Annotated in this window: 19 protein-coding genes; 9 read left to right on the forward strand and 10 right to left on the reverse strand. The window is 60.1% G+C overall.

All coding sequences use genetic code 11. From position 1 onward, the window contains the following. Window positions 1–10: 10 nt before the first annotated feature. The 3 genes from CBB62_03350 to CBB62_03360 all read right to left on the reverse strand — a co-directional run bounded on the left by CBB62_03350 (window position 11) and on the right by CBB62_03360 (window position 1,943). Window positions 11–811, reverse strand: a complete 801-nt coding sequence (locus tag CBB62_03350) for a hypothetical protein (GenBank protein OUT41396.1) — start codon at window positions 809–811, stop codon at window positions 11–13. A gap of 102 nt (window positions 812–913) precedes the next feature. Then, window positions 914–1,585, reverse strand: a complete 672-nt coding sequence (locus CBB62_03355) for a glutathione S-transferase (GenBank protein ID OUT41397.1) — start codon at window positions 1,583–1,585, stop codon at window positions 914–916. Between the two features lie 112 nt (window positions 1,586–1,697). Next, complete coding sequence (locus tag CBB62_03360) at window positions 1,698–1,943, reverse strand: hypothetical protein (GenBank protein ID OUT41398.1); 246 nt, start codon at window positions 1,941–1,943, stop codon at window positions 1,698–1,700. 185 nt (window positions 1,944–2,128) lie between these two features. Here CBB62_03360 and CBB62_03365 point away from each other — a divergent pair, with 185 nt between their 5' ends. The 4 genes from CBB62_03365 to CBB62_03380 all read left to right on the forward strand — a co-directional run bounded on the left by CBB62_03365 (window position 2,129) and on the right by CBB62_03380 (window position 6,124). Beyond that, entirely contained in the window at window positions 2,129–3,028 is a 900-nt protein-coding gene (locus CBB62_03365) for a hypothetical protein (protein ID OUT41399.1), read from the forward strand. Window positions 3,029–3,154: 126 nt separating this feature from the next. After that, a complete protein-coding gene (locus tag CBB62_03370; GenBank protein OUT42620.1) occupies window positions 3,155–3,823 on the forward strand; it encodes a ribulose-phosphate 3-epimerase in 669 nt (222 codons plus the stop codon). 98 nt (window positions 3,824–3,921) lie between these two features. After that, the gene (locus CBB62_03375) at window positions 3,922–5,553 is read left to right on the forward strand and encodes a hypothetical protein (protein ID OUT41400.1); all 1,632 of its coding nucleotides are present in this window, start codon (window positions 3,922–3,924) and stop codon (window positions 5,551–5,553) included. Window positions 5,554–5,686: 133 nt separating this feature from the next. Then, entirely contained in the window at window positions 5,687–6,124 is a 438-nt protein-coding gene (locus CBB62_03380) for a hypothetical protein (GenBank protein OUT41401.1), read from the forward strand. 14 nt (window positions 6,125–6,138) lie between these two features. Here CBB62_03380 and CBB62_03385 read toward each other — a convergent pair whose 3' ends face one another. Both CBB62_03385 and CBB62_03390 read right to left on the reverse strand, forming a co-directional pair. Beyond that, on the reverse strand, window positions 6,139–9,327 hold the full coding sequence (locus CBB62_03385) for a hypothetical protein (protein ID OUT41402.1): 3,189 nt from the start codon (window positions 9,325–9,327) through the stop codon (window positions 6,139–6,141). Between the two features lie 5 nt (window positions 9,328–9,332). Next, a complete protein-coding gene (locus tag CBB62_03390; GenBank protein ID OUT41403.1) occupies window positions 9,333–10,523 on the reverse strand; it encodes a hypothetical protein in 1,191 nt (396 codons plus the stop codon). A 211-nt stretch (window positions 10,524–10,734) separates the two neighbouring features. Here CBB62_03390 and CBB62_03395 point away from each other — a divergent pair, with 211 nt between their 5' ends. Together CBB62_03395 and CBB62_03400 are read left to right on the forward strand one after the other, a co-directional pair. Further along, on the forward strand, window positions 10,735–11,388 hold the full coding sequence (locus tag CBB62_03395; protein OUT41404.1) for a hypothetical protein: 654 nt from the start codon (window positions 10,735–10,737) through the stop codon (window positions 11,386–11,388). 97 nt (window positions 11,389–11,485) lie between these two features. Then, on the forward strand, window positions 11,486–13,096 hold the full coding sequence (locus tag CBB62_03400; protein ID OUT42621.1) for a bifunctional phosphoribosylaminoimidazolecarboxamide formyltransferase/IMP cyclohydrolase: 1,611 nt from the start codon (window positions 11,486–11,488) through the stop codon (window positions 13,094–13,096). Between the two features lie 39 nt (window positions 13,097–13,135). Here CBB62_03400 and CBB62_03405 read toward each other — a convergent pair whose 3' ends face one another. The 5 genes from CBB62_03405 to CBB62_03425 all read right to left on the reverse strand — a co-directional run bounded on the left by CBB62_03405 (window position 13,136) and on the right by CBB62_03425 (window position 18,775). Further along, window positions 13,136–13,579: a hypothetical protein gene (locus tag CBB62_03405; protein ID OUT41405.1), complete on the reverse strand. Its 444-nt coding sequence runs from the start codon at window positions 13,577–13,579 to the stop codon at window positions 13,136–13,138. Between the two features lie 45 nt (window positions 13,580–13,624). After that, on the reverse strand, window positions 13,625–14,479 hold the full coding sequence (locus tag CBB62_03410; GenBank protein OUT41406.1) for a hypothetical protein: 855 nt from the start codon (window positions 14,477–14,479) through the stop codon (window positions 13,625–13,627). Between the two features lie 105 nt (window positions 14,480–14,584). Beyond that, window positions 14,585–16,063: a hypothetical protein gene (locus CBB62_03415; protein ID OUT41407.1), complete on the reverse strand. Its 1,479-nt coding sequence runs from the start codon at window positions 16,061–16,063 to the stop codon at window positions 14,585–14,587. 137 nt (window positions 16,064–16,200) lie between these two features. Next, a complete protein-coding gene (locus tag CBB62_03420; GenBank protein ID OUT41408.1) occupies window positions 16,201–17,769 on the reverse strand; it encodes a hypothetical protein in 1,569 nt (522 codons plus the stop codon). 202 nt (window positions 17,770–17,971) lie between these two features. After that, complete coding sequence (locus CBB62_03425; protein ID OUT41409.1) at window positions 17,972–18,775, reverse strand: undecaprenyl-diphosphatase; 804 nt, start codon at window positions 18,773–18,775, stop codon at window positions 17,972–17,974. A 363-nt stretch (window positions 18,776–19,138) separates the two neighbouring features. Between CBB62_03425 and CBB62_03430 the strand changes: the two genes are divergently transcribed. From CBB62_03430 to CBB62_03440, 3 genes are all read left to right on the forward strand, one after another. After that, on the forward strand, window positions 19,139–20,590 hold the full coding sequence (locus CBB62_03430; GenBank protein ID OUT41410.1) for a dihydropyrimidine dehydrogenase: 1,452 nt from the start codon (window positions 19,139–19,141) through the stop codon (window positions 20,588–20,590). A 117-nt stretch (window positions 20,591–20,707) separates the two neighbouring features. Further along, entirely contained in the window at window positions 20,708–21,187 is a 480-nt protein-coding gene (locus CBB62_03435; protein OUT42622.1) for a hypothetical protein, read from the forward strand. After that, window positions 21,136–25,734, forward strand: a complete 4,599-nt coding sequence (locus CBB62_03440; protein ID OUT41411.1) for a glutamate synthase large subunit — start codon at window positions 21,136–21,138, stop codon at window positions 25,732–25,734. Before CBB62_03435 ends, CBB62_03440 begins: the two co-directional genes overlap by 52 nt. Window positions 25,735–25,751 lie beyond the last annotated feature (17 nt).

A 25,751-nucleotide genomic window follows, 5' to 3' on the forward strand; every position in this document is an offset into this window, starting at 1 on the left:
TGAGGGTGGTTTAGCGGGGTTGCAGGATGGACTGAACGGCGCTGCTCGTGCGCTCGGTCTGTTCGATGACCGAGGCCCCGGCCATGCGTGGATCGGCGGTCAGGGTGATCTGGGCTGTAAGGGTGACATGGGTTGCCTCCCCCGGTCGGCGGGTCGCGGCACTGCCATGGGGATAGGCAGTGGCATCGCCCAGTATCTGTGACAGCGGCACGCTGCTGTAATCAAACTGTTGGCCGAAGGTGATGCTGGCGATGCGGTATATCTTATCCGGGAAGGCCAGTTGCAACTGGCGGATTTCCCGTGCGGCCTGATGATAGGCCTGCGCACGCAGGCTGGCGCGGACCGCCTGTATCTCAGCCAGTGTCGGCGCGAAGTCAACCCGCTCGATGCTGAAGCTGGCGTCATTGCCATTGCCGGTATAGGCGGCAACCGCACGTTCCAGCCGCCCGAGATCATCAGGGGTCATGCGGGTCTCCAGCATGGCCTGCCAGAGGGCGGCACCGCGGGCACCGGCTGCGGGGGTTATTTGGGCGATCCGCCAGTCCATATGATCGGAGGCGTCCTCGGCAATGCCCTTCATCCGGGCCTGAATCAGGCCTGATTGGGTCTGGTCGGTCACCACGCCGACACGCACCGTTACCAGCGCGGTCTTGGGTTCGGCCCAGTCCTCGAATTGCAGGTTTAGAACAATGGTGTCGTTATATCCGGGAAGGCCCGGTTCGGCGGCAAGCGCAGCCAGTGGCGGCGTGCCGATCAGCAGCAGGCCAGCGACGATGGCGGTTGATAGTGTAGTGCCGAGCCATTTTCTCATGGCACAAGCCTGTCCCGGTTGAATGGTCCCCCAGTCACCGGACAGTGTAGCAGCCTCGCCCAAAAACGCGATGGGCTTTATCGTCAGGGGCTGGAAAGCGGCTTAGAAATCGAGGTTTGAGTAATGCTTCGGCGGTGGCGCGCCGGGGATCAGATCGGTCAGTATCTCGCGCATCGAGGGACGTGACTTGACCCGTGCGTACCAGTCCTTGGCTTCCTTATGCTCGTCCCATGGCACATCGCCGAGATAGTCCACGGTCGACAGGTGCGCGGCAGCGGCAATATCAGCGAGGGAGAAATCGTTCCCGGCAAGCCAGCGGCGTCGCTCGGTCAGATAGCCGATATAGTCGAGATGATAGTGGATATTGGCATGACCGGCGCGGATCGACGGGGCGTGTGGTTCGCCCAGCTTGAGGAACCGTTTCATCAGCTTTTCGCCGACGAGGTTGTCGGTGACTTCCTTGCCGAACTTCTGGTCAAACCATGTGGTCAGACGGCGGGTCTCGGCCCGTTGCAGTGGCCCATTGCCGAGCAGTGGCGTCTCCGCACCATAGACTTCGTCTAGATATTCGCAGATCACCTGACTGTCGGTCAGGGTGGTGCCGTCCGGCTCAATCAGCACCGGCACATCGCCCGCCGGGTTCATGGCGAGAAACTCCGTGCGCCGTTCCCAGATCTTCTCGACCTTCAGGTCAAATTCCAGACCTTTCTCGGCCAGAAAGATGCGCACCTTTCGGGAGGAAGCGGATAGCCAGAGATGATAAATCAGTCGCATGAAGGGCTGGGACAGTAGCGGATGGATCGGATCGGCGGCGACCTTAGACAAATCCGTCTGTCTGTCCTAGCCCTAAACATCGAATCGGTTGGTTATTGATGCAAGGCGACACTCAGGCTGTTGCCGGTTTGGCAGCATAGCGCCCCTTGCAATCGGGCAGTTTTGGGCGCATCGCATCGCTGGCCTTGCTCACATGGCCGCCTTTGAACAGTTCCATGAACGCATTGGCCCGCAGGCGTCTTGCATTGCGCATGTAGAGTTCAAGGCATTCCGGCTTGATGTCGCTCGGCCGACCGTAAAGGTGGTCGCCAACCCAGTTACCATTGGTTTTGCCATCTGTGTGATTGTTCGAGGTCATGTCGTCCTCCTGACTTTCTGCAGCCTGTTTCGATTTGCGGTGGCTGTAATCCCGTGTTACTTCCAATATAAGTGTTTTCATAAAATCAATAATACGGTATAAAAACGATAGTCTTTTGCGATTTGCGCAATAATAAGGCTGGGTGTTCAGGGCGGAAATTCCTAAGAGAGTTCGGGGCAAAGAATATGGATCGGCTTTATGGCTTGGGCGTTTATGTCCATGTGATCGAACAGCACGGTTTTTCCGCTGCTGCCCGGCGTCTTGGCGTTTCCCCCTCGGCGGTCAGCCGCCAGATCAGCCAGCTTGAGGAGCGCCTTGGCACCCGCCTGCTGAACCGGACCACACGCTCGATCCAGCCAACCGAGATCGGCATGATGCTGTATGAGCGCGCCCGCGACATCGTGCAGTCGCTCGATGATGCCGAAAACACCATCATGAGCATGGGCAGCCAGCCCCGTGGCCGGTTGCGTATCTCGACCCCGCCGACATTCGGTGAGCGGGTGCTGGCCCCGATGTTCGCCGATTTTCAGAAGGCGTTCCCCGATATTCAGCTCGAGCTGGTGTTGAGTTCGCGCCGGGTCGATGTGGTGGCGGAAGGTTTCGATGTCACCCTGCGGGTCGGTGAGATGCCCGACAGTGCCCTGATTGCCCGGCGGCTGCTGACCCAGACATGGGTGATCTGTGCCGCGCCGGAATACCTCGAAAACCACGGCACGCCGAAGCGCCCCAATGATCTGGCAACCCATGAGTGCCTGACCTTCAGCGAGGTTAGTCAGCGGGTCAGCTGGCGGTTCCGTAATGATGGCAGTGAAGTCGAAGTGCCGGTAAATGGTCCACTCCAGTGCAATAGCCTCAGCATGTTGCGCACGGCGGCGCTGGCCGGTCTCGGCATCGCACGCCTGCCGACCTATGTGATCGATCCCGATCTGCGCAGCGGCGCGCTGACCCAGATCCTGTCCGACATGCACATGGATGCGGTGCCGGTATATGCGGTTTTCCCGACCAGCCAGCAGATGTCGCCCAAGGTACGGGTGTTCCTCGACTTCATGATTGAGGCGCTGGGCGCTGTCGATGCGGAAATCTGACTTTCGCTGAACGCTCAGCATGCTTGAGCAAATCGCCCCCAGTTGCTAAGCAGCATGGGGCAGGAAATGGTCTGTTATGATGACCATCAGCTTTAGGCATGCACCATGAACAAGATCGATACCGTTATGATTGAAACCAAACGCCGCCAGACCGGTTCCACGATTGCGCCGTCACTGCTGGCTGCCGACTTCTCCCATCTGGCCGATGAGGCAAGGGCGGTTGAGGAAGCCGGTGCCGACTGGCTGCATCTGGATGTTATGGATGGCCACTTTGTTCCGAACATCACGTTCGGCCCACAGCTGATCAAGCAGCTGCGCCCGCATACCGCGCTGCCCTTTGATGTGCATCTGATGATCTCGCCGGTGGACCAGTATCTCGATGATTTCGCCGCTGCCGGAGCGGGCATGATTACCATCCACCCGGAAGCCGGACCCCATGCGCACCGCACCGTACAGCATATCAAATCCCTCGGCTGTCAGGCCGGGATAGCGCTCAACCCGGCCACCCCGATCGAGGTGGTGGACAACCTGATCGGCGATATCGATCTGATCTGCATCATGACCGTCAATCCCGGTTTCGGCGGCCAGAAATTCATTATGAGCCAGCTCGACAAGATCCGTGCCGCCCGCAGCCGGATTACCGCCAGCGGTCGCGAGATCGCGCTGGAGATCGATGGCGGCGTCAATGCCGAAACCGCCCTGCTCTGCCGTGAGGCCGGTGCCGATGTGCTGGTGGCTGGCAGTGCGGTATTCGGCCAGCCCGATTATGCGGCGGCCATCGAGGTTCTGAGGTGACACGGGGGCCCCACGGCCGGGACACTACCTCGACACTCGACCGGCTGAAGCAACGGGGGCGGCAATTTGCCTTCACCAACCCGCTGTATGAGCGCGGGTTGCGGGGCCATGTGCCGACCCGGTTTGCCCTCATTCCGCCTGATCCCTGGCCTGGGCGCACCGATTACGGTCAGGCAATGCTGAGCGGCATTTACACCATCTGCGGCGCGCCGAAGCATCTGGGCGACCGGATTTTCAGCGGTTACGCCGAGCGCGCCCCGGCTGGCTGGCTGCGTGCCCTGCACGGCTTTCACTGGCTCCGGCACCTGCGGGCCTGTGGCGGTGATCAGGCCCGACGACGCGCGGCGAGCGGGGTCATGCAATGGATCAATACCTATCCGCGCTGGGAGCCTGATGCCTGGGCCATGGATGCCACCGGCGCCCGGCTGTCCCATTGGCTCAGCCAGTATGAGTTCTTTGCCCCCGGCCTGAGCGAGGATGAACAGACGGCATTGCTCGAGAGTGCTGCGATGCAGGCCCGCCACCTGATCCGCAATGTCGGCAAGAATGCCGGCAGGTATGACGGTCCCGAGGGGGCCGGTGAGGTGCTGGCGATCAAGGGCTGGTTGTTGTTTGCGCTTTGCACCGATGCCCATGAATTCAAACTGCCACTGGCGCTTGATACGCTCGCTGCCGTCCTTCGGGAACAGATTGCCGGGGATGGCGGGCATGTAACCCGCAACCCGGAAGAGCATTTCGGCGTGCTGCGCGACCTGATCGACATTCGCGCAGCACTGGTTGCGGCACAACAGCCGGTGCCGGTCTATCTGCAGGATGGCATTGACCGGATGGTGCCTGCCCTGCGGTTGTTCCGCCATGCCGATGGTGGGCTTGCCACCATGAATGGCAGCCGGGTGCTCGACCCGCTGGTCATCGATACGGCACTGGCACAGGCCGATGCCCGTGGCCGTCCGATCAAGTCACTGCCGCAGAGCGGTTACGAGCGGGTTGCGGTCGGGCGCACCACCATCATCGTCGATACCGGCAGTGCCGCCACCAAACCCTATGACCACAATGCCCATGCCGGGTTGTTCGGCTTCGAGCTCAGCCATGGCCGTGAGCGGATCATCATCTCCTGCGGCCATGATGCGGGTGAGGGCGCGCTGTTCGATCCGCTGCGCTCCACCGCGGCATCCTCGACGCTGGTTGTGGCCGATACCAATGCCTGTGAGGTGCAGCCCGGCGGCGGCATCGGTCGCAGCCCGACGAAACTCGCCAGCCTGCGGGAATCCGGCAGTTACGGCACCCGGGTTATCATGAACCACAATGGCTGGCAGGAGCGTTTCAACCTCATCTATGACCGCACCATCACCGTTTCCGACAGCGGTGAGGCGATTTTCGGTGAAGAAAAGCTCACCGGCACGGCGGGGCATCGCTTTACCGTCCGGTTCCATCTGTCGCCCGATGTGCAGGTCTCGCCGGTACAGGGCGGTGCGCTGATCAAACCGTTGAGCGGCACCGGCTGGCGGTTTCAGGCTCAGGGCGCGGAACTGGACGTGGAAGAGAGCATCTATCTCGGTGATGGTGCCCCCCGGCGTTGCTATCAGCTTGTGCTCAAGGGCGAGACCGAGGACCGCAGCGCCCTTGCCCTGCGCGGGGATCGCCGGATCGGGGCCATGATTGGCTGGTCCCTGACCCGTGAACGCAAACCGGCCAGAAGTCCCGATACCAGCGAGATACTGCATCTATAGGTATGATCCGGGTCAGAATCGCTGACATATAAAAAGGCTTTTTTGCCCTCGGATTGCCCCATTTCATCTGCATGATGTTTTTAGGTTACAGGGTATCAAGTACTCGGTATCAAATAATCAGGGGCGATTTGCTATGATGGTTGAGGTTGGACTGATCGGCGTTTCCATTGCCTGCCTCACCGTTATTGCCCTGGTTCGCAAGCCGATTACCTGGCGCACCATCAAAACCCGTATCGAACATGAATGGGACCAGCTTGCCAGCGAGGGGGCGATTGCTCTCACCAGCAGCAAGGATGACTTCGTTCACCACTTCAAGCGTGAGATTGTCCGGGTTCTGTGCCTGCACAGCGCGGCGATTGCCTTGCCCGCGCTATTTGCTGTCTGGATCTGCTCCATGGCTTATCTGGTAATCTTGCCCATGACCGTGATTGATCTTGCGGCCTGGTGCATGGTCTCGATAACCGGCGTGCTGCTCATGGCCTTCATGATGCGGCCCCGCTATTTCCTGGATGAGGAGAATTATTATTTCGAGTATGCGCGCGTGCGTGTGCTCAACCGGCTGGATGCCTAGTCATTTACGTTTAGTCATTCAGCCGCCATCGCGAGTTTGCCATCACCCGACAGGTCCGTTTTGTCGCTATTCCTGCCGCGGGTTCTGTCAGCCGCCTGCCGCCACCCCATCAACAGGCGGTAGGCGGCGGGGGTGAAGTAAAAGGATACGATGGTCGCCAGCGCCGTACCGCCGGCAATCGCCACCGCAAAGGGTGGCCAGAAGCTGCCACCTGCCATAATCAACGGAAAGAAGCCGCCAACCGTGGTAACGGTCGTCGACAGGATGTGACGGCTGGTATCACGGATGATGACCTCGCGCATGGCGACGGGATCGCCGCTGCGGGCAACCGGATCATCCTTGATCGCGGCGATGATGACGATGGTGGCGTTGATCGCCAGACCGACCAGCCCCATAACCCCGACAATGACGACAAACCCGAGCGGATAGCCACCGATGGTCAGGCTGAGCAGGCCCAGCCCCATGGCCTGAAACGCGACCATGAAAATGATGCCTGCCTGCCGGAATGAATTGAAGGACAGCACCACGGTGGCAATCATCAGGATCACCAGCAGGGCGACGGATGACAACAGGTTGCCGATGGCATCGCCGCGCTTCTCGCTCTCACCACCAAACTCCAGCCGGTAGCCCGGCGGCAGGCTGAAATCGCTGGCCTCAAGCCGGTGGCGGAAATCTGCGAGCACGGCGGCGGGCAGGGTATCGGCATAGATATAGCCCTTGATCTCCTGCATCCGCTCGCCATTGCGGTGCGGGATTGCAGTCAGGCTCGGCACCATGGTGATCTCGCCGAGGGCGGAGACCGGAATACCGATCGCATTGGGGTTTGGCTCTGCCGCCCGGTCGATATTGGTGGCGCCGGGCACCAGTGTCAGTTCGCGTATCTCGCCCAGCGTGCTGCGCTTGTCCTGTGACAGGCGGACAATCACCGGCAGTTGCTCGGTTGCCTCGAGAATGGAGCCGCCGCGACGGCCATCGAGTGCATCGCTCAACTGGCTGGCGATCTGGGTCAGGGTCAGCCCGGCCAGATTGACCTGATCCTCATCGGCATGGACGGTAATCTTCGGCTCACCGGCATCGAGGGTATTGCGGATATGGACCACATTCGGGGTGGTGAACAGCACCTGTTTCACCTGATCGCCGAGCGTGCGCAGCATCTTCAGATCGGGGCCATAGATACGGACCTCAATCGGCGCATCGAATGGCGGGCCCTGCTCGAGCTTGCGGACAATGATCTGACTGCCGGGAAATTCCCGATCGAGCCGATCCTGCAACTCGAGGACAAGGGCATTGGTCCGCTGCCAGCTGTCGCTGGTAATCATGGCCTGAGCGTATGACGGGTTGCGATCCTGATTTTGCAGCAGATTGTAATAGAAGGACGGGGCACTGCCGCCGACAAACCAGTTTGTTTCCAGAATGCCCTCGGTCCCGCGCAGCACGGCGTCCACCGCCTCGGCGATTTGCTGGGTGCCGCGGATCGAGTTCTGCTCCGGGGCATAAATCTCGATATGGAACTGGTCGCGGTCAGCGGGCGGGAAGAACTGTTCGCTCAGGGTGCCCGCGCCGATGAAGCCGAGCATGGGCAGGCACATGGCAGCAATGATCGACACCGCCGGGCGTTTCAGGCTCTGGTCAATGCTCCAGCCGAACCATTTGGTGACCGAAGGCACAACCAGACCATCGCGCCAGCGTGAGGGCGGTGGTGGCTCCTTGGGTGAGATCAGCCCGGCCAGCGCCGGCACAATGGTCATGGCGATGGCATAGGAACTGAGCAGCGAGCTGATCACGGCAAGGCTGATCGGGCCGACAAACTCACCGGCGGCACCGGGCATCAGCACGATCGGCATGAAGGCAATGACCGTGGTGATGGTCGAGGCCAGCAGCGGCACGGCGAAGCGGTGGACGTTGCGGGCAACGGCGTCCCGGCGATCCATGCCATCCTGCACATCCGCCCGGATGCCGTTCGACATGACGATGGCGTTATCCACCATCAGGCCGAGGGCAACGATGATGCCGGTTACCGACATCTGGTGAATATTGACGCCAAGCAACTGGAAACTGCCGAGCGCCAACAGGGCGGTCAGTGGCAGGGCAAGGCCGACAATAATCGCCGAGCGCCAGCCCATGGTAATCAGCAGGACCAGCAGCACAATCACCAGACCGGCGCGCAGATTACCCATCAGGCCACTCAGGCGATCCTCGGTATAGGTGCTCTGATCGAACAGGGTTCGGAGTTCAATGCCCTGCGGCAGGGTGGCTTCAAATTCGGCCACCACCGTGCGGGTTGCGGCGGCCCAGACATCGACGCGGATATCTGGCAACTGGCGGCTGGCGATGGCAATGCCGGGGCGGCCATCAATGGTGGCGATAACTTCCGGCGGGTCCTGTACGCTGCGCTTGACCGTGGCCACATCGGTCAGGCGCAGGCCGCCTGCCTCATCGGCAACCAGCGGGATTCTGCCGATACGCTCGGTGGTCTTGAACTGGCCGTCGACCTCGACCGTCAGCCCGGTCAAGCCGCCATCGAGGGCACCGGCGGATGCCTTGGCATCGGCATTGACGAGGGCACCGGCGACGCTGTTGAGGGACAATCCGGCGGCGGCCAGTGTCTCGGCATCGACGATCACCTCGATCTGCTCATCCGGTGCGCCGGAAATCCGCACGATATCGGTACCGGCAACATTGCGCATCCGATCCTGCAGCGCCTCGGCAAACCGCTTCATCAGCCGGAAGTTGGGCGGCGTGTCAGCGGTCCATTGCAATCCTGCAATCAGCGTGAAGGCATAGCTGCGATCATCATCGAGGTCCGGTGTGCCCGCATCCGGTGGCAGGGTCGGTGCCACCGCATTGACCTCGTCACGCAGCAGCGACCAGACCGGCTCGGAATTGGTGACCGCATCTTTCAGTTCGATATTGATGACCGAGACCCCGGCGCGTGAGGTCGAGGTGATGTGCTTGATCTCCGACTGGGTGCGCAGGGCATCTTCGAGCGGTTCCGTCACCAGTGCCTCAACGCGTGCGGCATCGGCACCGGGATAGGGCGTGACCACAATCGCATTGCGGTTGCTGATGCGCGGGTCTTCCAGCCGCGGGACGGTGAAGATCGAGCCCAGCCCGGCGGCAATCAGGATGCCGATGGTCAGGACCAGCAGCCGCGGATAGTCGAGATACAGCGTTTTCAGGGAGCCTGTTTCCGGGGCAGCCATGGCATCTAACCCTCGGGCTGCGTTGCTGACGGGTCGGCCTTGACTGTCTGGCCAGCGGTCAGGCGGTGGGCACCGTGCCAGACGACATGATCGCCATCATTGAGTGTGCCGGCGACAAAGCTGCGGTCGGCCTCGGCATAGAGTATCTCGACCTCGGCCCGGCTGGTTCTGTACAGCCCGTCACTGTCAGGCTCCGGTTGCAGGGTATAGACGCTCCATAGGCCGCGCAGCCCCTCGGTCAGGGCATCATTAGGCAGCCAGAAACCGCTTTCCTGCACATTGTCCTTCAGCACCAGTTCGATCAACTCGCCATCCTGTGCCGCGATGTTGCTCGGTAGGTCGATGACGGCGGTGAGGGTGCGTGAGCTGCGCCCGACGCTGGGCAGGATGGTGCGGAGCACGCCCTGACGGCGCGTATCGCGCCAGTCGAAATCCAGTCTACTGCCGATGGTGAGGTCCGCTGCAATCCGTGGCGGCAGTCCGATCTTTGCCTCAAGGGCAGTGGTTTCGATCAGCCGCATGACCGGGGCACCTGCCGTGACCACGGCACCCTCATCGAGCAGACGGCGGGTAATGGTGCCGGAGAAAGGGGCAACCAGTGCGGCATCGGCCAGATCCACATCGAGCCGGTCAATCCGTGCCTGGGTGGCGGCGATAGCGGCTGTGGCGCGCTCCAGCTCGCTTTCGGCCTCATCAAGGGTCTGGTCACTGGCATGGCCCTTGGCATTGAGGTCGCGCTGGCGATTGCGGGTCTGGCGCGCGAGCTTGACGCTGGCCCGGTTCTCCGCCAGTGCCGCGACCAGTTGCGCCCGGTCGGCCTGCAGTCGGTCGGTGTCGATGCTGGCCAGCACATCGCCCTTGGCAACGCTGTCGCCCTCATCGGCTGAAAATGCCGCAATCATGCCATTGATCTGGAAGCCGAGATCGACGCTGCGGCGGGCGGCAATCAGACCGGGGAAATGACGGGTGCGCTCGTAGCTGTCCTCGATGCGCACGATGCTGGCCTCAACCGGCAGGATACGGGCAGCGGCGCTGGCTTCCTTGCTGGCGTTCTGGGCACTGGCACTGCCGGTGATCCACCCGGCAATCAGCGCCGTGCCACCGATCAGGGCGACAATCATACCGGCGGAAATCAGGAACTGACGGGGATTGCCGGACAGGTGCTTGATCGTTGATAGGCGATTTGCCATGGTCATCTCTCACCATTTCCGTGATAGCCAGATCAGGTTCTGGTGCTATATCGGTATATGAAGGTGCTGACCGAACCGTTCGGTCAGGTCGTCTGGCCGGTATCTTTACAGGCTTGTTGACTGTTATACAATTGCTGACCGAACGGTTCGGTCATTTTTGTGTGATGGCTGTTTGGGATGGTTGCGCTGACGGGCGCATTATTGCTTGGGAATATTTATGACACTCGATAATGCCGGGGCTGATGTGGTCGATGCCGAACCCGATGCGGTTGATCTGAACAGTCCGAAGGCACTGCAAATCCTCGATGCGGCCGGTTGCCTGTTCTTCGAGCAGGGGTTCGGGGCTACCAGCATGGGCCAGATTGCCAGCCATGCCGGGGTGTCCAAAGGCACGCTCTACAACTATTTCAAGGACAAGGATGCGCTGTTCGGCGCGGTGGTCCGTTCCGCCTGTCGCCTGCAGAATGCCGATCTGTTTTCCCTCGAAGCCGGTGACGGCAACATTGACGGTGTGCTGCGTCACGTTGCCTCCCAATTCGTGCAGTTCATTACCAGCGAGCATCCGATTGCCGCCTATCGGATCGTGATTGCCGAGGCGCCACGTTTTCCCGATCTGGGCCGGATATTTTTCGAGAGCGGCCCGAAGGCAGGGATCGAGCGGCTCGCCAATTATCTGGGCTGGGCGGCAAATCAGGGGCTGATACGGATCGACGACCCGGTAACGGCTGCGCGCGAGTTTCTGGAATTCTCGAAAATCTCTGTCCACATGCAGTGCATGTTAAGCCTGCGCGGACCGGTCGGGCCGGAAGAGGCGGAGAAAATGGCAGCAGGTGCTGTGGGGAAATTCTTCAAACTTTACCCGCTGACATAGCAAACATACGCCATGGCCCCCTTGACCTTTGGCGGCCATGGCAGCAAAAGACCCGGCATCATCCTTTTTCATCCTGCCGAAACAGAATTGCCCTGCCATGTCAGAACTGCCCAAAGCCGATCTTGTGCGTATCAAGCGTGCCCTGATTTCCGTCTCCGACAAGCGTGATGTTGTGACCCTCGCGCGCAAGCTCGCCGATTATGGCGTTGAGCTGCTGTCCACCGGTGGCACCCACAAGGTGCTGGTTGAGGCCGGTCTGACGGTCCGTGAGGTTTCCGAGCACACCGGCTTCCCGGAAATGATGGGCGGGCGTCTGAAGACCCTGCACCCGGTGGTGCATGGCGGCCTGCTGGCGCTGCGTGATAACCCGGAGCACCTGAAGTCGATGGAAAGCCATGCCATCGCACCGATCGACCTGCTGGTGGTCAATCTCTATCCGTTCGAGGAAACCGTCGCCAAGGGTGCGGATGACGCGACCTGTGTCGAGAATATCGACATCGGCGGCCCGGCCATGATCCGGGCGGCGGCCAAGAACCATTCCCATGTGGCTGTCCTGACCGATCCCGAGGATTACGAGGCATTCCTGTCCGAGCTGGATGCCAATGACGGTGGCGTCACCTTCAACCTGCGCCGTCGTCTTGCCGGTTATGCCTATGCCCGCACCGCCTCCTATGATGCAGCGATTTCCGGCTGGTTTGCCAATCGCGGATTCCTCGGTGAGGAAGACAAGGTCACGCCGCCACGGATCAGCGTTGCCGGCAAGCGTGCGGCGATCCTGCGCTATGGCGAGAACCCGCACCAGTCTGCCGCCCTCTATATGGATGGCAGCAACCGTCCGGGCGTTGCCAGTGCCACCCAGCTTCAGGGCAAGGAGCTGTCCTACAACAACCTGAACGACACCAATGCCGCATTCGAGCTGGTCTCCGAATTCGATCAGCCGACCATTGCGATCATCAAGCACGCCAATCCTTGCGGCGTCTGCTCTGCCGACAGCCTGGCCGCAGCCTATGCCGATGCGCTGCGCTGTGATCCGGTCAGTGCCTTTGGCGGCATCATCGCGGCCAACCAGACCATTGATGAGGCCACCGCCAAACAGATCATCGAGGTATTTTCCGAAGTCGTGATCGCACCCGAGATCGACGAGGCTGCCCGTGCCGTCTTTGCGGCCAAGAAGAACCTGCGCGTGCTGACCACCGGCTCCATGCCTGATCCACGTGCGGCAACGCTGGCGGTCAAGACCATTGCCGGTGGTTTTCTGGTACAGGAACGCGACAATGCCGGGACGGTCGAGAGCGACCTCAAGGTTGTCACCAAGCGTCAGCCGACCCCGGCTGAACTGGCCGACATGCTCTTCGCTTTCCGCGTCGCCAAGCATGTGAAGTCAAACGCCATCGTCTATGCCAAGGATCTGGCCACTGTCGGTGTCGGTGCCGGTCAGATGAGCCGGGTTGACAGCTCCCGCATCGCCGCCTGGAAAGCCAAGGAAGCCGCCGAGCAAGCTGGTCTCGATCAGTCTCTGGCAATCGGCTCCGTGGTTGCCTCTGATGCCTTCTTCCCGTTTGCCGATGGCCTGCTGACCGCGGCTGAAGCAGGTGCCACCGCTGTGATCCAGCCGGGCGGATCAATGCGTGACGAGGAAGTCATCGCCGCTGCCGATGAGGCAGGTCTGGCCATGGTCTTCACCGGTCGTCGCCACTTCAACCACTGATACCGGGCTGATTGGCCTGATGTCTGGAATGCTGGACCGTCAGCCGCGTCGGCTGACGGTTAGGTCAGGTGATTTGACAGCCTGATCCATGGTGATGATGGCATCACGCAGGCTGGTCAGGTTGTCCTGCACCTGCTGTACCCCGTCACGGGTAATCATGTTCTGGGCCACGACACCGATAATGGTGACTGCGTCCTTGGCTGCCATCAGCGGGCGGTTATCGCCATCACCATCGGCGAGGGCTTCATCACTCTCGGCCCCGATACTGTCGGCAAAGCGCTGGAAGCTGTCTTTCAGGCGGGGATGCAGCCGGGCAATCTCGGCCATATTGACGGCGAGTACCCTCGGACCGTCATGGCGGGCCTCATCGGCGAGGGCGACCATACGGTCGGTTACGCCGAGGATGGTTGCTGTTTCGGACCGGCCGGTTTGCCAGCCCTGACCGGAAAATGCCTGATTGTTCAGGTTGAATGGATCGCTCACGCCAGTAACATCGTCAGAATGCAGTGGTTGCCATATAGCAGGTTTTTACGCGGCTGGCGGTGCCGGTGGGGTAGCGCCCGGTGCAGCGGGTCGTGGTGCTGCAGCGGTATTTTTCGCGCCCATGCTGGCCAGCTTTGCAGTTAAACCCTGCTCCAGTTCCGGCTTGCGTGCAATGATTTCCGCCATGCTGTCGACCAGCATCGTGGCACCGGCATCCATGAGTTTCTTCGCATGTTGGGCCTTGGCGGTCGGGTCGATGTGATCCGCACCGAGATAGCCGACAACGGTAATACCGGCATTAACCCCTGCCTTGACGCCGGAAACGCTGTCCTCAATGGTCAGGCAACGCTCGGGATCAACGCCGAGCTTTTCTGCAATGAGCAGATAGCTGGCCGGATCGGGTTTGGGCGCATTGCAGTCATCGGCAGCGCTGACCACATTGTCATGGCGCATCCGGTCCAGAATCCGGCGGGAACCGGTGGCATGCAGCACGGCATCGAGGCGCGCATGAGGGCTGGATGAGGCCATGCCGATCGAGGCACCGCTCTGCTTGAAGGTATCGATGAGCTTGAACAGCGACGGGTCGATCTTGGTATCGGTCTTGAGCTTCACCACGATATCGCGGGTGATCTCGTCATCCATGCTGTCCGGGATGCGGATGCCGGTATCGGCCTCGACGCCATCCTGAATATTGCTGAAATGCTTGCCGGCATAATCGCGCATCATATTGATAGGATCATAGCTGGGGCCGCCGCGCACTTCGAGAAAACGGTTCACATGTTCCGTTACGACTTCAAAGGCCAGGTTTTCCGAATTCTTGGCATAGACACCGTCGCAATCAAAGATGAGTGCGTCGAAGCGGGTGCCCGGCAGACCGTCATTTGCTGGCTTGTTCTGCATCGGATTATGTTCCTCTGTTTTTGGTGCGCCCGATATGTTTTGGGCGTCGTTCTTGGTGTTTTAACTATACACTATCGATAAGAAAGTGTTCGGCCTGTCTCCTGATTAGAGTGCTGCAACGGCACTTCTGATGCCTTGATCTTCAATGTTTCCGAGCGCTTGTTCAACCCCATGAACGAAAGTTTCGTTGGCCGCGAGGTCTGCGCCAAACACATGGGTAAGGTTGAGGAATGGGCGCGGATCACGGCCACCTGCCTGTGCTGCACGGCGCAACTCATTGGCCAGCGGGTCCTTGATCTCGATCGGCTTGCCCTTTTCGTCAATACCGCGGCAGAAGCGGATAAAGGCGGCGATTGAGAAGCAAAGCATGCGAATCGATCCGCCATCGGCCAGTCGCTCACGCACGATGGGTAGCATCTGGTTGCCGATCTTCTGGCTGCCATCCATGCAGATGCGTGGCAGGCCGTCACAGATTTCCGGATTGGCAAAACGCTCGATCAGCTTGTTCTTGTAGGATGGCAGGTCCATGCCCGGTGCATGCGGCAGGGTCGGGGTGATTTCCTCATCCATCAGGCGGCGCACGAAACGCTGGATATCGGTATCCATGATTGCCTCATGGACGAAATCGTAATCAGCGAGATAGCCGGGATAGCAGAATGCCGAATGCACCACATTGAGCAGGCGCAGCTTGGTCAGCTCATAGGGATAGACATCGGGCACGATCTGCGCGCCGACCGCTTCCCATTCGGGGCGGCCATTGCAGAAATTGTCTTCCAGCACCCATTGCTTGAATGGTTCACAGACAATCGGTGCCGCATCGTCGATGCCGAAATGGCTCTTGATGTGGTCGATATCGGTCTGGGTGGTGCCGGGGGTGATGCGGTCGACCATGCTGTTCGGGAACGCGCCGTTCTTGGCAATCCAGTTGCCAAGGCTCGGGTCGCGGCGATTGGCGAACTCGATGGTCAGGTCGCGGGTCAGCTCGCCATTTTTCTGCAGGTTGTCGCAGGACATGACGGTGAATGCCGGCAAGCCTTCTTCCCGACGACGGGCGAGGGCCTCGACGACGTAGCCGATGGCGGTTTTCGGACGCTTCGGCATCATCAGGTCGGCGGCAACATCGCTGCGTTCGACATCGAGCTTGCCGGTCGCCGGATCATGGCCATAGCCACGCTCGGTCACGGTTAGAGAGACAATTTTGGTCGCCTTGTCCGCCATCCGGGTCAGGACGCCACCCGGATCGGCCGGGGCGTGCATGACCTTGGCGATAGAGCCAATGACGCGGGCAGACATGCCGCCTTCATCGCGTGTCACGACGGTATAGAGATTGTCCTGTCCATTCAGACGGCGGCAGAGGGTTTCGTCATTGGGCAGCGCGCCAACACTGCACAGAGCCCAGTTCTTGGCCTTCTCGCCCTGTTCTGCCAGCAATTCGTCAGTGTAGACGCATTGATGGGCGCGGTGGAATGCGCCGAGGCTGATATGCACAATGCCGGGGCTGATCGCCGTGCGGTCATAAGTGGGGACGGCGATGTTATCGCTGAGCTTCGCCAGATTGGCGGTTTTGAGTTTGACGCTGGACACCGTCAGGCCTTGGGTTACGTGAGGGGCGGGCAGGAAGCCCGAACAGTCGCGTGGCGCTTATGCCATGACCGGCACCTTATGGGAAGAGGTTGCCGATCCCGGCAGGGGATATATGCCATTGACGCGTGGCTTGAAACTCAGCTGCCCGGACGTGGCTGCGGACGGTTGTCCGGCCCGGCCTTTGGTGCATCGACACCGCGATCCGCTTCCGGCACAACCGGCACCGGCAACTGGTCGAGACGCATGGTGACCGAACGGATAGCGGACAATGAGCTGTCCTTGTTCATGGTCTCAAGCGCGGTCACGATCTTGCGGCGCATAGCCTTGCCCTCGGCACCATAATCGCCAAGGTTCAGCCCGACCGCCTCGAACAGCTTGTCCGGGTTGCCGGGATTGGCGCGGGCGGCAGCCTGTAATTTTTCGGCAATCGGATCATTGACGACATAGGCGCGGCCCTTGTCTGTCATGCCGACAACATCACCGTCGGATTTCGGGGTCGCATGGCCCGGTGCCTCACCGGAGACGAAGCGCACCCAGCCTGCAGCGGCAACCGCCAGCGCATCATTCGGGGTGCCTTTCTTGAGGGAGTCGGTCAGGGCATCAAACAGTCGTGGATGCACTTTCTTCGAGGTATCATTGGCGAGGCGGTCCACATCGTCGCTCATCCGTGGATTGCTGAACCGGTCGGCCAGATCATCGGCATAGACCTGCATATTGGTGCCGGGGATCGGGTCGATGGTGGCGGCAACCTCGGACATGAAGCGTTTGGCAAAGGCACCCATGTCCTCATCAGCCATGCACTCATCAACGGTCATGAACCCGGCAACACGCCCGGTTGCACCCATCATCATATGGGCACCGTTCAGCATCTTGATCTTGGCGGCTTCAAACGGCTTGACGTCGTCGACGATCTTGACGCCGGCAACATCGCCGAGCGGTGGCATCGCGACGCTGTCCGGGGTCTTCTCGATAACCAACTGGCGATATGGTTCGGCAGCGACGGCGGCTTCATCACGTACGCCGATGCGATCAGCGAGCACGTCGAGATCATCGGATTTCGGCTTTGGCGTAATCCGGTCGACCATGGTGTTCGGGAAGGCGACATTCTGCTCGATATAGCTGGCCAGTTCCGGATCGGTCTGGGCAGCATAATCAACCAGCGTCTTCTTGGTGAAGTCGCCATTGCTCTGGATATTGTCGAGGCAGACGACGGCCAGTGGGGCAACGCCAGCTTCCTTGCGGCGCTTGATCGCCTCGGTGACCATGCTGTGCATGGTGGCATCGGCACCCGGCTCCTGCGTGATATAGCCCTTCTGGGTGATGGTCATGGAGACCATCTTGGTATCCGGATTGGCAAGGCGGGCAACAACGCGCTCACGCTCTTCCGGTGCAACCATGGTCTCCTTGACCACATCGACGACCTGGGTCTTGTCACCCTCGGCGCGGCGCTCGGTGACGGTATAGAGGCCGTCCTGCGGTGCCAGCTGGTCGCGGATCGTCGGGGAACGCATGGAAATAGCGGAAACGCCCCATTCCTGTTTCGCTGCCGCTGGCAGGTCATTCAGGATGGTGCCGATATGCGCGCGGGCAAAGCCGCCCCAGCCCAGATGGACAATGCCAATCTTGCTGTCGGCTGAACTCGCGGCGCTGTTATCGGTGTCGCCAACGATTTGTGGAAGGGTGTCTCGTGATAGACGCGGTGCCATAAATGCTCACTTGGTCTCTATTGCTAGGCGGATCGATTGTCTCGATCACTGATTGTTTCCTCGGGTGGCCGCCGTGGTGTTTATGGTGGCCGATGGCGTATTATTATTGTTATGCGCCATTCATATAATTGAAAGCGTATTGTCCCGGTTCACCGCGAAAGGTGCCAGTCAAAAATTTGTTTGTATGCTGCTGCAGGCAGTTTCAGAGCAGATATATATAGGCGAGCAGTGCGGCGCCGAGCAGCAGGCGATAGATGACAAAGGGCATGAAACTGGCCTTGTCCAGTATGCGCATCATGACGGCAATCGCGGCAAAGGCCGAGACACAGGACAGCAGCGCGGCAATAGCAAGATCAAGGCCGAACCGCAGAGAACCGGCTTCGATAACATCGAGCAGGCCGAGCAGGGCCGCCCCGGCAATCGCCGGAATTGACAGCAAGAGCGAGAATCGTGCGGCCTCGGCACGGGAATAGCCGATGAAACGGGCCATGGTCATGGTGATGCCGGACCGGCTGGTGCCGGGGATCAGGGCCAGTATCTGTGCCAGACCGATCAGGATGGCGTCTAGGCGGTCCATGCTGCCGAGGGATTTGCGCTTGGCTCCGATCCAGTCGGCGATGCCGAGCAAGATGCCAAAAACAATTGTCGCAATCGCGATCATCTCGATCGAGCGCAGCCCGGCGGGTACCAGTTCGTGCAGGAACAGCCCGGCGATAATCACCGGGATCGAGCCGAGGATCACATGCAGGGCGAGTTTCGCCTGTGCCGAGCCACGCCGCTTGCCGAGCAGGTGGATGGCGCCGACCGGCAGTTGCAGGCTCTCGCGCCAGAAATAGAGGCAGACCGCGATCAGTGTGCCGAAATGCACGGCAATATCGAACAGCAGCCCCTGATCGGCGGTGCCGAGCACGACCGGTGCCAGCACCAGATGGGCGCTGGAGCTGACCGGCAGAAATTCCGTGATGCCCTGAACCAGAGCGAGGATTGCGATATGCCAGAGGGGCATCGTCTGTAACCTTGAGGATAGCGGGTGAGCCGTATCGGGTTGATATGGCCGGGCTCGGTCATGCCAAGCGTCGCCCGATCTGTCCAGCCATCTATATGGCTTTCTGTGGACCAGATCAGCTATGCATTCAATGCATGGCGATTATTTGTCTCGTTTCGGAACTATATTGTGGTTTTGTCGTGCGTTTTTAGAATGGTTCTGGTTTCCTAAGAGGTGAGAGATCAATAAATGGTCACTAACTGTGACCTAATGATAAAAAAGATCGCTGCCGACGCGCTCCAATATCGCTTTATTACCCATGTGGCGTCTGAAAAGACGCATCAGGAAATGGCGTGCTGTCGGTAACGGAGAAGGCAAGTAACCATGACACGACGCATGCTGGGCTTTACCGAGACGGAGCAGGAGACCCCGGTCAAGCGCCCCTCCGATGAGCGGGCCCGGGATTTCGGCGAAATCTATCGTGAATATGCCGCCGACAAGGCTGAGGAACAGGCCAATCGCTGTTCCCAGTGCGGCGTGCCGTTCTGTCAGGTTCACTGCCCCCTGCAGAACAATATTCCCGACTGGCTGATGTTGACAGCCAACGACCGTATGCAGGAAGCCTATGAGGTTTCCGCCGCCACCAACACTTTCCCGGAAATCTGTGGTCGCATCTGCCCGCAGGATCGTCTGTGTGAGGGTAATTGCGTTATTGAGCAATCAACCCACGGTGCCGTTACCATCGGCGCGGTCGAGAAATACATTACCGAAACCGCCTGGGAGAATGGCTGGGTCAAGCCACGGATGCCGCTGCGCGAAATCAGCCAGAGCATCGGCATCATCGGTGCCGGTCCCGCCGGTCTCGCCGCCGCCGAGATGCTGCGCGCCAAGGGCTATGCGGTGCATGTCTATGACCGTTATGACCGGGTCGGTGGTCTGCTGATCTATGGCATCCCGAATTTCAAGCTGGAAAAATCTGTCGTTAATCGCCGGACCGATCAACTGGTCCAGCAGGGCATCGAGTTTCACCTGAATTGTGAAATCGGTCGCGACGTTACCTTTGAGGAACTGCGTGCCCGCCATGATGCCGTGCTGATTGCCACCGGTGTCTATAAGGCGCGTGAAGCACCGATGCCGGGCATCGGCCTCACCGGTGTCACCCTGGCGCTCGATTTCCTGACGGCCTCCAACCGCAAGGGACTGGGCGATACGGTCGATGGCTTCGAGGACGGTACCCTGAATGCCGAGGGCAAGAACGTTGTCGTGATCGGTGGCGGCGATACCGCGATGGACTGTCTGCGCACGGCGATCCGGCAGGGGGCCAAGGCGGTTACCTGTCTCTATCGTCGCAACCGCGCCAATATGCCCGGCTCCATGCGTGAGGTTAAGAACGCCGAGGAAGAGGGCGTGATCTTTGAATGGCTGGCGGCACCCGAGGCGATCCTCGGTGATGATCGGGTTTCTGCGGTTCGTGCCCAGCGCATGCATCTGGGGATGCCGGATGCCACCGGGCGTCAGACACCGGAGCCGGTGCCGGACAGCAGCTTCAACATTGATGCCGATCTCGCCATCATGGCGCTCGGCTTCGATCCCGAGGATCTGCCGGGCATGTTCGGCATGGATGGTCTGCCGGTCAGTCGCTGGGGCACGGTTTCCGTCTCATGGTCGACCATGATGACCAAGCTGGATGGCGTGTTTGCTGCCGGTGACATCGTGCGCGGTGCTTCACTGGTGGTCTGGGGCATCCGCGATGGCCGCGATGCCGCCGCCTCGATCCACGACTATCTGAAACAGAAGGCGCGCACGGGCGATACGGCCATGGTTGCCGCCGAATAGTTTTCATCAACCGCTTACAACACAGATAACAAACCGGAGGTGCGATTAACGGAACAATAACCACTGATGATCTACCCTGAGCCATCAATCACAGAATGTGTGGATCGGGGATAGAAGATGACCGGTGCAATTGAACGCTACGACTTACGGCCCTTGAAGATTTTGGTCATTGATGACGAACCGGCAATGACCGAGGTTCTGAAAGGCATTTTGACCCGCTGCGGTGTCGGCGAGGTCAAGACCAGTGGCGATGCTGCCATGGCATTTGAACAGATGCGTTACGGCGTGCCGGACATTATCATTGTCGATTGGGAAATGGAGCCGCTGGATGGTGGCGATTTCCTGAGACTGGTGCGCAATGACAATCGTTTTGTCGAGCGCGAGATCGGCCTGTTCATTATCACCGGGTTCCCGGAGGAGTGGCGGGTCAATCAGGCCATACGGGCGGGTGCTGATGATTTCATCGCCAAGCCGGTATCGACAACAGGGGTTAAGACCAAGCTGTTCCGTTACATCGACCGCAAACGTAAGGATTTGCAGACCCGATGTCTCAACCCGAAATACGCCAGACTGAACTCGCTGGAAGCGCACGGCTGACCGAAGCGGCGGCGCAGAAATCCGCCCCCTGGACCAATGAGACATGGGCGGCGGAAACCGCGCGCCTGCAGGCGGCCCATGTCTATAATCCCGATGACGAGCATTCATCCTGCGGTGTCGGCTTTGTCGCCTCGCTTGATGGTACACCGCGTCGTGATGTGGTGGTTGCCGGGATTGAGGCGCTCAAGGTGCTCTATCACCGCGGGGCTGTGGATGCCGATGGCAAGACCGGCGATGGTGCCGGTATCCATGTTCAGGTGCCACAATCCTTTTTCCATGAGCAGGTGGCCCGTTCCGGCCAGAAGCCGACCGATGACGATCTCGCCGTCGGCATGATCTTCCTGCCGCGTACCGATTACGATGCGCAGGAGCTGTGCCGGACGCTGGTTGAGACCGAGATTCTCGAATTCGGTTACCGCATCTATGGCTGGCGTCAGGTGCCGGTGAATAACGAGGTGATCGGCGAGAAGGCCAAGGCAACCCGGCCCGAGATTGAACAGATCATGATCGGTAACCGTGAAGGGGTCAGCACCGATGATTTCGAGCGCGATCTCTATATCATTCGTCGGAAGATCGAGGATGCGGTCACCCGCGCCGGTGTCGGTGAGTTCTATATCTGCTCCCTGTCCTGCCGGTCGATCATCTACAAGGGCATGTTTCTGGCCGAGCAGCTGACCTCTTATTACCCGGATCTGCTTGATGACCGGTTTGAGAGCAATTTCGCGCTCTATCACCAGCGCTATTCAACCAATACCTTCCCCACATGGTCACTGGCCCAGCCGTTCCGCATTCTGGCCCATAACGGCGAGATCAATACGCTCAAGGGCAACGCCAACTGGATGCGGGCGCATGAAACCCGCATGGCCCATGATCGCTTTGCCGGCAATATCAAGGCGCTGAAGCCCGTGATCCGGCCGGGCAGTTCCGACAGTGCTGCGCTCGATGCCGTGTTTGAGCTTATGTGCCGCGCCGGTCGCGATGCGCCGATGGTCAAGACCATGCTCGTGCCCGAAGCCTATTCCGGTAAGGATTCCGTGCCGGAAGAGCATCTCTCACTGTACAGCTATTGCAATGCCGTGATGGAGCCATGGGACGGCCCGGCGGCGATTGCCGCCTATGACGGGCGCTGGATTCTGGGCGGCATGGACCGTAACGGCCTGCGCCCGATGCGCTATACCATCACCGGCGATGGCCTGCTGATTATCGGCTCCGAGACCGGCATGGTCAAAGTGGATGAAACCCAGGTCAAGGAGAAGGGCCGCATCGGTCCCGGCCAGATGATCGCGGTCGACCTCGCCGAAGGCAAACTCTGGTACGACCGGGAGCTGAAGGACCAGCTTGCTGCCCGCCAGCCCTATGGTGAATGGGTCAAGAGCGTTACCGAACTCGATAACCTCGTCGCCAAGGCGGCAAAACTCGATGTGCAGGAAATGGACCGCGCTGAACTGCGTCGGCGCCAGACCGCCTATGGCCAGACCATGGAGGATATGGAGCTGATCCTGCATCCGATGGTCGAGGATGCCAAGGAAGCGGTTGGCTCCATGGGCGACGACACGCCGATTGCCGTGCTGTCCGATCATTATCGCGGGCTGCACCACTTCTTCCGGCAGAATTTCAGTCAGGTGACCAACCCGCCGATCGACAGTCTGCGCGAACGCCGGGTGATGAGCCTGCGCACCCGTTTGGGTAACCTCGGCAACATTTTGGACGAGGACGAGAGCCAGTGCCACCTGCTGCAGCTGGAAACCCCGGTGCTGACCAATGCCGAATTTGCCGCCATGCAGGAATATATGGGCGATACGGCAGCGACCATCGATTGTACCTTCCCGACCAAGGGCGGTGAGAACGCTCTCAAGGATGCGCTCCATCGTATCCGGGTCGAGGCCGAGGATGCCGTGCGTCGCGGTGCGACCCATATCATCCTGAGTGATGAGGATATGAGCGCTGAGCGGGCACCGATCCCGATGATCCTCGCCACCGGTGCCGTGCATACCTATCTGATCCGCCAGTCGCTGCGCACCTTTACTTCGCTTAATGTGCGCTCCGGTGAATGTATGGATGTGCAGTATTTTGCCGTGCTGATCGCTTGCGGTGCGACCACGGTAAATGCCTATCTGGCGCAGGAAGCAATCGCCGACCGTCAGGCCCGTGGCCTGTTCGGCGATATGAGCCTGAGCGAATGCCTGAAACGCTACAAGAAGGGCATTGATGATGGCTTGCTGAAAGTCATGTCCAAGATGGGCATTTCGATCATCTCTTCCTATCGTGGTGGCTGTAATTTTGAGGCGGTGGGTCTGTCCCGTGCGCTGGTTGCCGAATATCTGCCCGGTTGTACCAGCCGTCTGTCCGGCATCGGTCTCGCCGGTATCATGCGCAAGGTGCTGGACCAGCATGACAAGGCGTTTGATGAGGAAGTGATTGCCCTGCCGGTCGGCGGTTTCTACCGCTATCGCCGTGGCGGTGAGCGCCATGCCTGGGAAGGTGGCCTGATCCACACCCTGCAGGCTGCCGTGACCAAGGACAGCTATCATACCTACAAGAAATACGCCCAGCAGCAGCATGAGCGGCCACCGACCAATCTGCGTGACCTGCTCGACTTCCGCCCGACCAGCGAGCCGATTTCAATCGATGAGGTCGAGAGCATCACGGAACTGCGCAAACGTTTCATCACCCCAGCGATGAGCCTTGGTGCGCTCAGCCCGGAAGCCCATGGCACCCTGAACGTGGCCATGAACCGGATCGGGGCGAAATCCGACAGTGGTGAGGGCGGCGAGCTGCCCGAACGCTTCAAGCCCGATGCCAATGGCGACAACTGGAACTCCGCGATCAAGCAGGTGGCATCAGGCCGCTTCGGTGTGACGGCGGAATACCTGAACCAGTGTCGCGAGATTGAAATCAAGGTGGCGCAAGGGGCCAAGCCCGGTGAAGGCGGCCAGCTGCCCGGCTTCAAGGTCACGGCCATGATCGCCAAGCTGCGCCATGCGACCGAGGGGGTGACCCTGATCTCGCCACCGCCGCATCACGATATCTATTCGATCGAGGATCTGGCACAGCTGATCTATGACCTGAAACAGATCAATCCCGATGCCAAGGTCTGTGTGAAGCTGGTGGCGCGTTCCGGTATCGGTACGATTGCCGCCGGTGTCGCCAAGGCCAATGCCGATGTGATCCTCGTCTCCGGCAATACTGGTGGTACCGGTGCCAGCCCGCAGACCTCGCTTAAATTCGCCGGTATCCCGTGGGAAATGGGCCTGTCGGAAGTGCACCAGATGCTGACCCTCAACCGTTTGCGGCACCGGGTCACCCTGCGCACCGATGGCGGTATCAAGACCGGTCGCGATGTGGTCATCGCCGCCATGATGGGGGCCGAGGAATTCGGCATCGGCACCGGCAGCCTGATCGCCATGGGCTGTATCATGGTGCGCCAGTGCCATTCGAATACCTGTCCGGTCGGCGTCTGTACCCAGGATGAGAAACTGCGCGCCAAATTTGTCGGTACGCCGGAGAAGGTGGTCAATATGTTCACCTTCATCGCCGAGGAAGTGCGCGAAATTCTGGCCACCCTCGGCATGTCGAGCCTGAATGAGGTGATCGGTCGTACCGATCTCTTGCATCAGGTCAGCCGGGGTGCGCCGCATCTGGACGATCTCGATCTCAACCCGCTGCTGGTCCGTCCCGATCCGGGCGAGGATGCCATGTATTGCACCCTTGAGGGCCGGAACGAGGTGCCGGATACGCTCGACGCCCAGATTGTCGAGGATGCCCAGCCGCTGTTCCGCGATGGCGAGAAGCTGCAACTGGCCTATACCGTGCGCAATGTGCATCGGGCCGTGGGCACGCGACTGTCTTCCCTCATTACCCGCCAGTTTGGCCAAACCGGGCTGAAACCCGGGCATATTACGGTGAAGCTTCGTGGGACTGCCGGACAAAGTCTCGGTGCCTTTGCGGTACAGGGCGTGCGGATCGAGGTGCTCGGCGATGCCAATGACTATGTGGGCAAGGGGCTGTCCGGTGGCACCATCGTGGTGCGGCCGCTGAACTCCAGCCCGCTGGAAAGTCACGAGAACACGATCATCGGCAATACCGTGCTGTACGGTGCCACGGCGGGGCAGCTCTATGCTGCCGGGCAGGCCGGTGAACGCTTCTGTGTGCGCAATTCCGGTGCCCGCGCCGTGGTCGAGGGCTGTGGCTCCAACGGTTGTGAATACATGACCGGTGGTGAGGTGGCGATCCTCGGTCCGGTGGGCGATAACTTCGGGGCTGGCATGACCGGCGGCATGGCCTTCATCTATGATCCCGACAACAACCTCGAAGCGATCATGAACCATGAGAGTGTCATCATGATGCGGATCGAGGTGCCGTATTACGAGCAGAAGCTGCTCAATCTGCTGAAGGAACATGCCAAGGCAACCCATTCCCGCCTGTCCGCACGACTGGTCAATGACTGGGAGCGCGAGCGCGGTTCATTCTGGCAGATCGTGCCGCGCGAACTGCTCGACAAGCTGGAGGTGCCGGTAACGGAGACCGTGGCTGTGCCAGCGGAATAGCCCGATAGTTACAATTT

Origin of the sequence: Micavibrio sp. TMED2, from assembly GCA_002168225.1 — a bacterium.
Lineage (GTDB): Bacteria > Pseudomonadota > Alphaproteobacteria > TMED2 > TMED2 > TMED2.